We start from the raw sequence: 13,276 nt of genomic DNA, 5'->3' as shown, positions 1-13,276 counted from the left end.
ACGCTGCGCCTCATGACGGATATGCGCCCGGTTGGATATGTGATTGGCCTGTTGGTCGCCATTCTTGGGGCGACCATGGTGCTGCCGCTGCTTGCGGACCTGATCGAAGGTCGCGGAGAATGGCCGGTATTTCTTGAAAGCGGTGTCATAACCATCCTGACCGGCGTGGTTCTGGCCATGAGCTGCTCGAACGGAGTAGGCGAGGGGCTGACCATTCGGCAGACCTTTTTGCTCACCACCGGAGTTTGGGTCGCCCTCCCGTTCTTTGGAGCAATACCGTTTTTGTTCGGCGAAACCGAACTGCGTTTTGTAGACGCCTATTTTGAAGCAATGTCCGGCCTGACCACGACAGGTTCCACCGTGATTTCGGGATTGGATGACCTGCCGCAGGGCTTACTGTTGTGGCGCGGTGTCCTTCAGTGGCTGGGCGGCATTGGGATCATCGTTGTCGCCATGGTGTTCCTGCCCGAACTCCGGGTCGGGGGCATGCAGATCTTCCGCTCGGAAGGTTTTGAGACGATGGGCAAAATTCTACCGCGCGCGCAAGAGATCGCGGGTCAGATTTCCCTGATCTATGTCTTCCTGACATTTGTCTGTGTTCTTGTGTACGCCGGCTTCGGCATGAGCTTTTTTGACGCCGTTGTCCACGCGATGACGACGATCGCAACAGGTGGTTTTTCAAACTACGACGGCTCGTTCGCCACGTTTTCCGGGCCGACGGAATACGCCGCATCGGTGTTTATGATCCTGGCCGCGCTGCCTTTCGTGCGGTATGTGCAGCTTGCAAACGGAAATACCAGTTCCTTGTGGCAGGACAGCCAGATCCGAGCTTTCCTTGCGACCATTTTGGTGCTCGTCGTTGTCATGACGGTGTTTCTGCTGTCAGTTTTCCCGCGCCACTGGGAGCAGGCATTCCGGGAATCCCTGTTCAACATTACGTCGATCATTTCAGGCACAGGCTATGCCAGCGTCGATTACATGACATGGGGTAGCTTTCCGGTCATGGTGTTCTTTCTGATCGGTCTGATCGGTGGCTGCGCGGGATCGACGGCATGTTCAATCAAAGTGTTCCGCTATCAGCTTTTGTTCGCATCAATAAAGACGCAGATACGCCGAATACGATCACCGCATGGCGTGTTTATGCCTCTCTACGGCGGGCGGCCCATCGGTACGGATGTCCTGACCTCGGTCATGAGCTTTTTCATGTTCTTCGTTCTGTCGATGGGCGTTTTGGCCTGGGCATTGGCGTTGACGGGGCTGGACTTTATCACGTCAGTCTCAGGCGCTGCGACCGCTCTGGCCAATGTCGGCCCCGGTCTCGGAGATCAGATCGGACCCGCCGGGAATTTTTCGGGGCTAAGCGATACGGCGAAATGGCTGCTGTCGATCGGAATGTTGGTCGGGCGTCTGGAACTGCTGGCTGTCTACGCCTTGTTCACGACGCAATTCTGGAGAAGTTGATGAAAAGACCCCTTGGCGCTCAGATTTCCCACATGCTCAAGGACCGTGGTGTCGATGTTATCTTTGGTATTCCCGGCGTTCATAACCAAGAGATGTACCGCGGCATCGAGGAGGCAGGCATAACGCATGTCTTGGCGCGGCACGAGCAGGGTGCTGGCTTTATGGCCGACGGGTATGCGCGCGCGACGGGCAAGCCCGGAGTGGCATATGTGATCACGGGGCCGGGTTTGTGCAATGTCATGACACCGATGGGGCAGGGGTTCACGGACTCGGTTCCGATGTTGGTGATTTCGTCCTGTCTGGACGAAACGCAGGCTTTGCATGGTCAGTTGCATCAGATGAAAGACCAACGTGCTGCGGCTGAAACGGTGGCGGACTGGTCTCATCAAGCCAATACCGCTCAGGCGGCCTACGGGCTTATCGAGCGTGCATTCGAGGAGTTCGAGCTAGCTCGTCCTCGCCCCAAGCACATTCAGGTTCCGATAGCCCAGCTTGAAGCCGAGGCCGACCCAGCGCCTTTTCCCAATCAGTCGGGGCTTCGGACAAAGGCTCTCCCGCCGGATGTTGCGTCGGTGTTGTCGATGCTCAATATCGCGCGTCGGCCACTTTTCATCTTGGGTGGCGGGACACGATCAAACCTCTGGCGGCAGATTTTGACGCAGTTGGGTGCCGCTTGTTTCACGACATTTGCTGGTCGCGGTATGGCAGGGCTGGACTATGCGCTGGATTTCGGCGCTGCGCTTACGCGTCCGGGAAGCGCAGATATCATTGCCTCGGCCGATCTCGTGATCGCGGTCGGGGCCGAGCTTGGCGAGGTCGATTTGTGGCGTGATCGGCTAGGAAATACAGCGAACCTTGTGCGGGTGGATATCGATCCTAAGGTGCTGTCTGATCACCATCGCGCAGCCGTAAAGCTGCAAGCGGATGGTGAGAGTTTTGCGCATTCACTTTGGGCCTCAGTTGATCACGTAAAACCTGCCACGGGCTGGACTGCTGAGGAAGTGATCGAGGCGCGGGCCCGCTGGCGCGCCGAAGTGGATGCGGAACGTCCGGGTATTGTTCCAGTGATAGAAGCGCTGCGCGCGGCGATGCCCTCGGACACGATGATCTATTCGGACATGACCCAGTTTGCCTACGTCGCCAAAGAAGTTTGGGACATGGCGTATCCTTACCATTGGCATCACCCGACGAGTTTCGGCACGCTGGGTTATGCGTTGCCGGCGGGGATCGGCGGCGCGGTTGCCCGCCGTGGAAAGCCAACGGCTGTGATCGCGGGGGACTATGGGTTTCAGTACACAATGATGGAACTGGGGGCGGCGGTTGAACTTGGACTGTCACTGCCCATAATTCTTTGGGACAATGGCAAATTAAAAGAGATCGAAGACAGCATGATACGCAGTCAGATCGCACCCAATGCCGTCGTCGCGCACAACCCTGATTTCTGCCAACTGGCACGAGCATACGGCGCTTTGTCGGCGGCCCCGTCAAATCTTGAAGATTTGCAGGATGCTGTTCGTGCGGCTTTTGACGCACCCGTCCCAACTTTGATCCGGGTCACGCCGGACATACTTTAGAGCGACAACGCCGCTTGCAAAAGCGGCGCTGAGTTTTTTGCAGGTGTGGTTAGTCCCAGCAATGAACCAACACGGTCATTCCATTTGCGCGGCGGTTCAGTTCGTTGGGCGTGACTTGTGTTGTTGCCTGACCAGATTGGCCTGATAGTCCGGCTTTGCCCAAAACCTCATTCAGCCGATCCGCGGATGCGGCCAGGCTGACCGACGCGGGCAGGGTGCGTCCCTCGGACGGAGTTGGCAACAGCATGCCAACGACTTGGCCGCTGTCATCAAATACCGGACCGCCTGCGTCGCCGGGTTGAGCGGCCAATGCAAGGCGCTTTATGCCTTCTTCACCGTTCAGGCCGCGCACATCGGCAATCTGGCCATATGTCAACGTGGGTGCACCCAACGCGCCTTCGTATGAGAACCCGGAAACTGCGACTTCGGATTGTATTCTAGGGGTGCCCGCCCGGAATTCCGCAACACTGAGAGGGGCCAGATCGACTTTGGGGCGTAGGACCGTAACGCCGAGATCGATGTCGGTCCAGGCGACTTGCAGTTCTTGATCGCCGTCAAGCGTCACGCGTGCGCAACTGTCCACCGCTTCGGCGACCGTAAGAACTGTACCCTTGGCATCGGCAAAGAACCCAGATCGAGAGAGGCGTGGCTTACGGACCTGCAACCCAGATACAAGGTCGATGCGTTGCCCTGCGTTTTCACCAACTGCGGGGTCCAGAACCGCGCTGTTTGTGGCGAAGCTGGCCTTCATAGCCGCAAGTACGCGCGCGCGGCGCGCCTCGTCCCCGTCGGGCCAGACGAGCGTAAAGCCCTTGATAGCCCCGTCTTTCAACTGCGCTTCGGTATAGGACACAATGCCGTTGCCGCGCCCTTCAAGCGTAAAGCTATCCCCGCGCAACTGCCTTGGGCCATCCAAGGGAACAATCTCAAGTGATTGCATGACTTCGTAAAGTGCGCGCAGCGTGGCTTTGCTTCCGTTTTGACTGATCAGCAATACCTTGGCATCCAGACTTGAAGTGCCGTTGAAATGAACGAATGGAGCTTCATGCCGGTCAAATGCAACCGCGCCCAGCGGCAGGTCCAAATCAATCCCGGCTTGCGGGTCAGAATAGCGCTTCATTCCAACGCTGATCAGGGGGGCATTGAAGTCGTCCATCAATGCTTGCCTCTGAGCAGTGGTCAGCACGCCCGTGGCGTCATAGCCGTTGAAACGCTGCCAATCGCTCATGGACCGGCGGGTGCCGGGACCAAATGCGCCATCGATTGTCGAGTTGTAGAACCCCGCGGCCTGCAGCGCAGTTTGCAGGTCTTTTCGGTCCTGAGAAGTCAACAGGCGTTCACTTTGAAGGGCTTGCGCGCGGGTTTCATCAGATACTTGCGGCGTCAGCCCTGTAACAGGCTGCTCGGGCGCAGGCTCGACCGGAGGGGGCACGACCCCGCGATCCAGAATATTGACTCCGACGGGCCAGAACTGCTGCTCAAGGGAATTCGAGAATGCGATATAGCTGTCTGCGGGGATTTGCCCTTCGGCGCGGTAAACCCGGAGGACTTGTTCGGCGTCGCTTTGTAAATACGGTCCAATAACAATGGCATACCAGCCAGAGTTAAGGCGAAACCCGTTTACATCCGGCAGGACGTTGGCGTAAGCCTGCGCCCGTTCCTGGGCCTCACGCAGCGAGGGCTGCGCCTCAACCTGAACCCAGACGCCAGCGTCTTGTTGGGCAAATACGGCGCGCACGCCAAAGAAGAATAGAAACAGAATTGCAGTGAATATGCGTGTCATTGTCTGCCCGTGTCCGCGGTGTTTTATCTTTTGGTTAGAATACGCGATATGAGGGGCCAAGCGCCATGCCCCGATTACGGGGAATTTCCAGTGTGGCGGTCCAGTGACAGCCAAAGCGCACTGGGACGTTGACGCCCCTTTGCCCCTTGCATAGGAAGGGCAAAACCCATCGGAACCGGGCGCGTCGTCGCCCAAAGGGAATGTCATGACCGAACAGTCCAGTGCACCTCGTTCTTTTCAGGAGATAATCCTGCGGCTTCAGACCTATTGGGCCTCGAAAGGATGTGCCATTCTACAGCCCTACGACATGGAGGTTGGCGCAGGTACATTCCACCCGGCGACCACTCTGCGCGCGTTGGGGTCAAAGGCTTGGGCAGCCGCCTATGTGCAGCCCTCGCGCCGTCCGACGGACGGGCGTTACGGTGAGAACCCGAACCGTTTGCAGCACTACTATCAGTATCAGGTGCTGATCAAACCCAGCCCGCCGGACCTGCAGGATCTTTATCTGGGGTCGCTCGAGGCGATCGGGATCGACATGGATCTGCATGACATCCGCTTTGTCGAGGATGACTGGGAAAGCCCGACTTTGGGCGCGTGGGGTCTGGGCTGGGAAGTCTGGTGTGACGGTATGGAAGTCAGTCAGTTCACCTATTTCCAACAGGTCGGTGGACATGACTGCGCGCCGGTCTCAGGCGAGCTGACCTATGGGTTGGAGCGTCTGGCCATGTATGTGCTGGGCATCGACCATGTCATGGACATGCCGTTTAATGATCCGCAGTCTCCCAGTCCGTTGAAATACGGCGATATTTTCAAGCAGACCGAGGAAGAATACGCCCGCTGGAACTTTGACGTAGCCAATACCGAAGTGTTGCTGCGTCAGTTTGAGGAGGCCGAGGCCGAATGTGCCAACATTCTTGCTCAGGAACATGACGACCCGAAAACCGGCAAGCGTATCGTGATGGCGCACCCGGCCTATGACCAGTGCATAAAGGCCAGCCACATGTTCAATCTGTTGGATGCCCGTGGCGTGATTTCGGTGACAGAACGTCAAGCCTATATCGGTCGTGTTCGAGCTCTGGCCAAGCAATGCGCCGATGCGTTTGTGTTGACCGAGGCCGCCGGGTTCGGGGGCTGATGGGGCGTTCAGGCCAATCCGGGCAACAGAACCTTCAGGCCGTCTGCGATCATCCCGATGGCAATGGCAGACAGGATCATGCCCATGAAACGGCTCATGATCACCCGCGCATTCGCAGACAGCCGTTTGGCCAGCGCCGAGGCGTTCCAGAAGGTGATGAACAGCAAGAACAGCACCGCCAGGAAAACGCCCGAGTAGATCATGACGTCAACTGGTTTGGAAACGTGGTGAGCGTACAGGATCAGCGTCGTGATCGTGCCGGGGCCAACGAGAATGGGGAAGGCCAGCGGATAAAAAGCCACGGTGTCGGGTTCGGGGTAGGATTGCTTTTCCCCTTCCGTGCCGTGATGGGTGGTGCTTTCGGTGCCGCTCAGCATGTTCAGCCCGATCATGAGAACGACCAGTCCGCCCGCGACGCGCAGGTCGTCCACGCTGATGCCGAAAAGACCAAGGGTTTTGTTGCCTATCGCGGCGAACGCTCCACCCAGTATCAGGCAGTAAAGCGCGGTCTTGGTCGCGACCTTTCTCTGATCGGTGGGCGACAGGCCATCTGTCACGCTCAGAAAGACGGGCAGGTTGGTGATCGGGTTCATGATCGCGAACAACGCGCCGAAAAATCCGGCTGCAAGGGTGGGATCCATTCCGTATGCCTCAACTCAACCTGTACTGGATTGAAACCTGTCGCATTTTTCGCAAGTTTGAAAGAGGCCGCGTGATCAGGATGTGGGAACTATGACTGGAAAACTGCTTGCCATCCTTCTGCTCGTGTCCGCTGCCCTTGCGGGAGCGGCCATGTACTATCTTCAGGTGTATGGGTTCTACTATTCCGTAGAGCCCAAAGCGGGCGAGGACGTGACTTTGTTGGCCGCAGAAGACCAGGCACCCGTCGCGATCCCATATTCCGCGTTTCAAGCGATAGACGCTGACAGCTCGCCAATTCGCTATCGTGCGTGTTTTGAAACGGATCTGGCGGTGACTGACCTTGCGGAGTTTATGCCGATAGAGAACCCCGAACCGCTGACGGCTCCGCGCTGGTTTGATTGCTACGATGCTGCGGCGGTGGCGGACGCTTTGGACTCCGGGCAGGCGCAAGCGTTTGTCGGGGTTAAGAACATTCACTACGGTGTTGATCGCATCGTCGCCATTACCAAAGACGGCAAAGGATATGTCTGGCACGCGCTGAACAACTGCGGGGAAAAGGCCTATGACGGAACCGTAGTGGGCGAGGAGTGCCCACCAAGGCCGCAGGAATGATCGCAATGACTGAGGAAATGCTGGAAATTCCAAGCTTTCTGACGGCAACTCTGGGGTTCGCCGTCTATCTCGTCGGTGCTGAGATTAATGCGCGAACGGCTGTCCTGCGTCAGTTCAATATCCCCGAGCCTGTAACGGGCGGCCTGTTGGCGGCGGTTTTCTTTTTGTTGCTGTATCTGGTTTTCGGTTTCGAGATGACGTTCGACCTGGCGGCGCGAGATTTCCTGTTGGTGGTGTTTTTCGCGGGTATCGGCCTGAATGCTCGGTTTTCTGACTTAATATCAGGTGGCAAACCGCTGATTTTGCTGTTGGTTTTGACTCTGGTGACGATCGTTGCCCAAAACATCGTCGGCGCGGTCGGAGCGGTGACATTCGGGTATCCAGCGCAGGCTGGCGTGCTGTTCGGCTCGGCCGCTCTGATCGGAGGGCACGGAACAGCCATAGCCTGGGCGCCAGAAGTGGGCGCTGTAACCGGATTGGCCGGAGCGACCGAACTTGGCGTAGCAGTGGCCACCTTGGGTTTGGTTCTTGCAGCATTGGTCGGCGGCCCAATCGCGCGTTTGTTGATCGAGGGGAGGGGGCTGACACCGGATCGTCCGGACGAAGAGCACACAGTTGGGCTGCCGGAAAGCCCGAGTGAAGCCGCTTCTAAGATTGACCATCTGACGATCATGCGGGTGATGCTCTACCTGAATATCGCGATTGTCCTTGGGTACATGCTGAACGAGGCGATAACGGCCGCTGGGTTGCGGCTTCCGCTATTCGTGCCTTGCCTGATCATGGGCATCGTCATCGCCAACCTGCGGTCCGTACTGACCCCATCCGCTCCGCCAGTGGCGCGCACACCGTCGCTCGCGCTGATTTCCGAATTCTCGTTGGGCGCGTTTCTGGCCATGTCGCTCATGAGCTTGCAGTTGTGGACCATCGCCGAACTGGGTCTTGCTATCGTTGTGATCATGGCCGCGCAGACCATATTTGCCGTGGTATTCGTGATCTGGGTGCTATTCCCGGTGATGGGCAGCAACTACCGCGCCGCAGTTCTGGCAGCCGGGTTCGGCGGTTTTGCTTTGGGCGCGACACCCACGGCTATTGCAAATATGACCGCCGTGACCAAGAGATATGGCCCTTCACCTATTGCCTTTATCGTGCTGCCCCTTGTATCCGCCTTCTTTGTGGATATCGCCAATGCCATCGTCATCCAGACGATCGTCAATTTCTAAGGACCGACAATGCCCGACCTGCTGATCGAACTGTTTTCTGAAGAGATCCCCGCGCGTATGCAAACCCGCGCCGGTGAAGATCTGAAAAAGCGGATCACCGACTGTCTGGTCGAGGCCGGTCTGACCTATTCCGGGGCCGCAGCCCTGACCACGCCGCGCCGCCTGACCCTTGCGGTGGACGGGCTGCTGGCGGAAAGCCCGACAATCCGGGAAGAGCGTAAAGGCCCGAAAGTTGGCGCGCCGGACAAGGCAATCGAAGGCTTTCTGCGCGGCGCGGGGCTTTCCCGCGACCAGTTGGAGGAGCGTGAAACCCCTAAAGGTGCGGTCTACTTCGCCACTATCGAAAAAACGGGTCGTCCAGCAGCCGAGATTGTGGCCGAGGTTCTTGAAGCCACGATCCGCAATTTCCCATGGCCTAAATCAATGCGCTGGGGCAGTGGCCCATTGCGCTGGGTGCGGCCTTTGCACTCGATCCTGTGTATCCTCAGCGACGAGACCGGAGCGCAGGTCGTTCCGCTGGAAATTGAGGGGATCAAATCCGGTGATAAAACTGGCGGTCACCGGTTCATGGCGCCCGATCGGTTCTCGGTCACTTCGTTTGACGACTACGCTGCCATGTTGAAACGCGCTTTCGTGGTGCTGAACCCGGCTGACCGGGCCGAGCATATTTGGAACGATGCCCACAATATGGCTTTTGCAGCAGGGCTGGAAGTCGTTGAAGACAAGGGTCTGCTGGCCGAGGTCGCGGGGCTGGTCGAATGGCCCGTGGTTTTGATGGGCAAGATCGACGACGAGTTTCTGGACCTGCCGCCCGAGGTGCTGCAGACCTCGATGAAAGAGCATCAAAAGTTCTTCTCGGTGCGCAACCCAAAGGCAGGTCGGATCGAACGTTTCATCACGGTCGCCAACCGTGAAACCGCTGACAACGGCGCAACCATTCTGGCGGGGAACCAAAAGGTGCTGTCAGCTCGTTTGGCGGACGCAAAGTTCTTTTGGGAGAACGACCTGCGCATCGTCAAGGCAGACGGCTTCAAGCCGTGGGTGGACAAACTGAATTCTGTGAAATTCCACGCAAAGCTGGGATCGCAAGGCGAACGTGTGGCGCGTATTGCTGAACTGGCGCATGAATTGGCACCGGCAGTCAACGCAGACCCTGCTTTGGCGATGATGGCGGCGCAAGGGTGCAAGGCCGACCTGTCTTCGGAAATGGTGTTTGAATTCCCCGAGCTTCAAGGCTTGATGGGGCGCTACTACGCCGAGGCCGCTGAGCTTCCGTCCGAAGTGGGGCAGGCCAGCGAGGAACACTATTCTCCCTTGGGTCCGACAGACGATGTGCCGACGGCACCTGTATCTGTTACCGTGGCGCTTGCGGACAAGCTGGACACGCTGACCGGGTTCTGGGCGATTGATGAAAAGCCGACTGGTTCCAAGGACCCGTTTGCGCTGCGCCGTGCTGCGTTGGGCGTAATTCGGTTGGTATTGACGAATGACTTGCGTCTGAAATTGGATCGCTACTTTGACGCGCAGCTTGTTCGGGCCGAGGCTGCGATGAATGACACTTTGCCTGCGGAAAACGTCAAGGAGCTGTTGGATGAGATCGCAGATCACGGCGTATTTGGCGCGGCGTTCCGAACTGTGAAAGACAAGTTGGGTGAAATCTCGACCCCCGAGTTCCTAAAACTGGAACAGAAGATTCCCGACACTTCGGTTGATCTCCTCTCTTTCTTCCACGACCGCCTCAAGGTATTCCTGCGCGATGAGGGTATTCGTCACGACATCATCGACGCCTGTATTGCGATGGAAGGCAACGATGACCTGAACCTGTTGGTCAAACGCGCACGCGCGTTGAATGAGGTGATCGCGACCGAGGATGGCGAAAACCTTGTTCAGGGCTTCAAGCGCGCCAACAACATCCTCACTCAGGCCGAGGAAAAGGATGGCGTCGAATACTCTTATGGCGCTGATGTGAAATTCGCAGAGACTGACAGCGAAACGGCCTTGTTTGCAGCTTTGGAAGCGGCGCAGTCCAAGATCAACGCCGCGCTGAAGGCAGAAGATTACCCGCTGGCCATGACGACGATGGCGGCCCTGCGCGGTCCTGTGGATGCGTTCTTTGAGGATGTGCAGGTCAATACCGACAACGATATTCTGCGGCGTAACCGTCTGAACCTGCTAAGCCAGATCAGGCAGGTGTGTTCTAGTGTCGCGGATTTGACCAAGATCGAGGGCTGACCCAGAACGCGCTTGCGTCAACATTGCAGGGGCTTATGCTGCGGTCAGTTTGAAAGGTGCCGCAGTGCAGAATAACCCGCATACCACGCTTATTACTTCGACCGCGCCTGTCGTCACTACAACGCATGGTGGCCGGGCGAAATGTCTGCAACGCCTTGTCCGTTTGGACCTGCCGGTGCCGCGCACAGTGGCCCTATCGTTTGATGCCGTTCAACAGATCGCCAATGGACAGGTTCCTGATATCGAGTCGATACTCGAACAATTCGATCAATCGGCGCTTTTGTGTGTGCGACCCAGCTCTGAAGACCCTGATTGGGGTGGGCCAGGGGCGATCCTGAATATCGGGATGAATGACGCCCGCTATGTCGATCTTTCGGATTCGATGGGCGTCGAAGCAGCGGCGGCGTTGTATTTGCGGTTTGTGCAAAGTTATGCCGTGCATGTTGCGCGTCTGGACGCTGATGTGTTCGACGATATCGACGCTGACGGTCGCGAAGGTCTAAGGCAGTCGCTGCGCGCATACGAGGACGAAACAGACGAAGCCTTCCCGCAAGACCGGGGTGAGCAGTTGGTTGCGGTTTTGCGGTCGATGGCCCGTGCATGGGATGGAACGTCGGCGCGTCTTCTGCGCCAGGCCAAAGGTGCGCCAGCGGATGCTGGACTGGGGCTGGTCATTCAGGAAATGATCCCGGGGGTTGGGCAGGGTGAGTGCGGGTCAGGTGTGCTGCAACTTGTTGATCCGACGACCGGTTTGCCGCAGTTAACCGGCCGCTACCTAAGCCAGAGTCAGGGCAGGGACGCTTTGGGCGAGGGTGTTGCCGCGCTTTACCTCGAAAAAGACCCGCGTGGGAAGTCGCTAGAGGACGTTGCGCCTGAGGCTTTTGCAGAGCTCAAAACACATGCTGCACTGATGCGTATCAAGTTGCGCGAGGAAATGCAGGTCGAGTTCGTCATCGAGAACGGCCATATTCATATTCTGGATGGCGTCCGCGTCCAGCGCAGCGCGAGGGCTGCGATGCGCATTGCCGTGCGTCTGGCTGAAGATGGCATTATCCCACCGCAAGAGGCGGTAATGCGGGTCGATCCGCACTCTTTGAACGAATTGCTGCACCGTCAGGTTCACCCAGAAGCGCGACGGGATGTTCTTACAACCGGCATCGCCGCCAGCCCCGGCGCTGCGACGGGCAAGATCGTGTTTACCGCTGCCGAAGCGCAGGCGAGCGCGGCTCGAGGAGAGCCTTGTATTTTGGTCCGCCGCGAAACCTCGCCCGAGGACGTGCGCGGGATGCATGCCGCGGTGGCGGTTCTGACAGAAAAGGGTGGGATGACCAGCCACGCCGCGGTTATCGGGCGCGGATTGGGGTTGCCTTGTATTGTCGGCGCGTCAGAGATGCGGTTCCAGACCAAGAAAAAGCTGCTGACGGCCCCGGATGGGCGTGCGTTCAAAACCGGCGACATCCTGACAATCGACGGTTCTTCCGGGCAAGTTCTGGCGGGGCAACCGGCCATGCTAGAGGCTGCTTTGGACGATTGCTTCCAAACCCTCATGAGCTGGGCCGATGCCGAACGTGACATCGCAATCCGCGCAAACGCTGATACGCCCGCCGACGCGCAAACGGCACGCAATTTCTTGGCGCAGGGGATCGGCCTGTGCCGGACCGAGCATATGTTCTTTGACCCGGGCCGCCTGATCGTGATGCGCGAAATGATCTTTGCACAAACGTCATCCGGGCGCGCTGCGGTGCTGGAACGGCTGTTGCCAATGCAGCGAGAGGACTTTGTTCAGCTTTTCCGTATCATGGAGGGGCAGCCTGTCTGCATCCGCCTGTTTGACCCGCCCTTGCACGAGTTTTTGCCAACAACGCGCGGTGGGCAACGCGAATTGGCCGAGGCTTTGGACTTGCCGGTTTCTGATGTCGAGCGTCGCGTTGCGGCCATGACCGAATACAACCCGATGCTGGGTCTGCGCGGGGTTCGTCTGGGTGTCACAGTCCCTGAAATCTACGACATGCAGGCGCGTGCGATCTTTGAGGCGACGCTTGAGGCCAGCAAAAACGGAGCACCCGTCGTGCCTGAGGTGATGATCCCGCTGGTTTCGGCAAAGCGTGAGGTCGAACTTGTGAAATCCCGTATCGATTCCGTCGCGGCCTCGGTCGCATCCGAGCAAGGGCAGGAGTTTGAATACCGTCTGGGTGTCATGGTTGAAACACCGCGCGCGTGTCTGCGAGCGGACGAGATCGCGCCGCAGACCTCGTTCCTGAGCTTCGGGACAAACGACCTGACCCAGATGACCTATGGTCTTTCCCGAGATGACGCGGGGCGCTTTATGTCCGCTTACGTCCGGCAGGGCGTCTTTGCCGAAGACCCGTTTCATGTGCTTGACCCGGATGGCGTAGGCGAACTGCTGAAACTGGGCTCCGAGCGTGGCAGGCAGGCCCAACCGGACGTGACTTTGTCGGTTTGCGGAGAACACGGGGGCAACCCCGAATCAATCGCCATCTGCCGAGAGCTGGGATTCGACTATGTGTCCTGTTCTCCGTTCCGCGTTCCGGTCGCTCGGCTGGCTGCCGCACAATTAGCGATTTCGTCCAGACTTGGGGGTTGACACTCACCCTTT

9 protein-coding genes are annotated in these 13,276 nt (G+C 58.1%); 7 read left to right on the top strand and 2 right to left on the bottom strand.

Features of this window, described 5'->3' with window-relative positions; all coding sequences use genetic code 11:
- The first annotated feature begins 12 nt into the window (after positions 1 to 12).
- The gene (locus ACR0LH_RS06370) at positions 13 to 1,461 is read left to right on the top strand and encodes a TrkH family potassium uptake protein (protein WP_480720155.1); all 1,449 of its coding nucleotides are present in this window, start codon (positions 13 to 15) and stop codon (positions 1,459 to 1,461) included.
- Positions 1,461 to 3,035 (top strand): thiamine pyrophosphate-binding protein, encoded by a 1,575-nt coding sequence (locus ACR0LH_RS06365; protein ID WP_480720153.1) that lies wholly within the window; start codon positions 1,461 to 1,463, stop codon positions 3,033 to 3,035. Before ACR0LH_RS06370 ends, ACR0LH_RS06365 begins: the two co-directional genes overlap by 1 nt.
- Before the next feature lie 49 nt (positions 3,036 to 3,084).
- Here ACR0LH_RS06365 and ACR0LH_RS06360 read toward each other — a convergent pair whose 3' ends face one another.
- Positions 3,085 to 4,818, bottom strand: coding sequence for a serine protease (locus ACR0LH_RS06360; RefSeq protein WP_480720151.1), 1,734 nt, complete (start codon positions 4,816 to 4,818; stop codon positions 3,085 to 3,087).
- Positions 4,819 to 5,023: 205 nt separating this feature from the next.
- Between ACR0LH_RS06360 and ACR0LH_RS06355 the strand changes: the two genes are divergently transcribed.
- Positions 5,024 to 5,953, top strand: a complete 930-nt coding sequence (locus tag ACR0LH_RS06355; protein WP_170383703.1) for a glycine--tRNA ligase subunit alpha — start codon at positions 5,024 to 5,026, stop codon at positions 5,951 to 5,953.
- An 8-nt stretch (positions 5,954 to 5,961) separates the two neighbouring features.
- Here the strand turns inward: ACR0LH_RS06355 and ACR0LH_RS06350 are convergent, their stop codons facing one another.
- Entirely contained in the window at positions 5,962 to 6,594 is a 633-nt protein-coding gene (locus ACR0LH_RS06350; RefSeq protein ID WP_170562819.1) for a MarC family protein, read from the bottom strand.
- A gap of 91 nt (positions 6,595 to 6,685) precedes the next feature.
- Between ACR0LH_RS06350 and ACR0LH_RS06345 the strand changes: the two genes are divergently transcribed.
- The 4 genes from ACR0LH_RS06345 (at position 6,686) to ACR0LH_RS06330 (ending at position 13,264) form a co-directional block, all read left to right on the top strand.
- Positions 6,686 to 7,207 (top strand): DUF6446 family protein, encoded by a 522-nt coding sequence (locus ACR0LH_RS06345; RefSeq protein ID WP_480720149.1) that lies wholly within the window; start codon positions 6,686 to 6,688, stop codon positions 7,205 to 7,207.
- 5 nt (positions 7,208 to 7,212) lie between these two features.
- The gene (gene gltS, locus ACR0LH_RS06340; protein ID WP_480720148.1) at positions 7,213 to 8,427 is read left to right on the top strand and encodes a sodium/glutamate symporter; all 1,215 of its coding nucleotides are present in this window, start codon (positions 7,213 to 7,215) and stop codon (positions 8,425 to 8,427) included.
- Between the two features lie 9 nt (positions 8,428 to 8,436).
- On the top strand, positions 8,437 to 10,659 hold the full coding sequence (gene glyS / locus ACR0LH_RS06335) for a glycine--tRNA ligase subunit beta (RefSeq protein ID WP_480720146.1): 2,223 nt from the start codon (positions 8,437 to 8,439) through the stop codon (positions 10,657 to 10,659).
- 64 nt (positions 10,660 to 10,723) lie between these two features.
- Positions 10,724 to 13,264: a putative PEP-binding protein gene (locus ACR0LH_RS06330; RefSeq protein ID WP_480720145.1), complete on the top strand. Its 2,541-nt coding sequence runs from the start codon at positions 10,724 to 10,726 to the stop codon at positions 13,262 to 13,264.
- Positions 13,265 to 13,276: the final 12 nt, after the last annotated feature.

The organism is Ruegeria sp. CL6 (genome assembly GCF_056536465.1).
The sequence above is the reverse complement of the archived record's forward strand: the minus strand, read 5'-3'. Positions and strand labels throughout refer to the sequence as shown.

What these genes read in the sequence shown, in the direction of transcription:
- ACR0LH_RS06370 (WP_480720155.1), top strand. Translation starts at nt 13, where the DNA reads ATGACGGATATGCGCCCGGTTGGATATGTGATTGGCCTGTTGGTCGCC.
- ACR0LH_RS06365 (WP_480720153.1), top strand. Translation starts at nt 1,461, where the DNA reads ATGAAAAGACCCCTTGGCGCTCAGATTTCCCACATGCTCAAGGACCGT.
- ACR0LH_RS06360 (WP_480720151.1), bottom strand. Translation starts at nt 4,818, where the DNA reads ATGACACGCATATTCACTGCAATTCTGTTTCTATTCTTCTTTGGCGTG.
- ACR0LH_RS06355 (WP_170383703.1), top strand. Translation starts at nt 5,024, where the DNA reads ATGACCGAACAGTCCAGTGCACCTCGTTCTTTTCAGGAGATAATCCTG.
- ACR0LH_RS06350 (WP_170562819.1), bottom strand. Translation starts at nt 6,594, where the DNA reads ATGGATCCCACCCTTGCAGCCGGATTTTTCGGCGCGTTGTTCGCGATC.
- ACR0LH_RS06345 (WP_480720149.1), top strand. Translation starts at nt 6,686, where the DNA reads ATGACTGGAAAACTGCTTGCCATCCTTCTGCTCGTGTCCGCTGCCCTT.
- gltS (WP_480720148.1), top strand. Translation starts at nt 7,213, where the DNA reads ATGACTGAGGAAATGCTGGAAATTCCAAGCTTTCTGACGGCAACTCTG.
- glyS (WP_480720146.1), top strand. Translation starts at nt 8,437, where the DNA reads ATGCCCGACCTGCTGATCGAACTGTTTTCTGAAGAGATCCCCGCGCGT.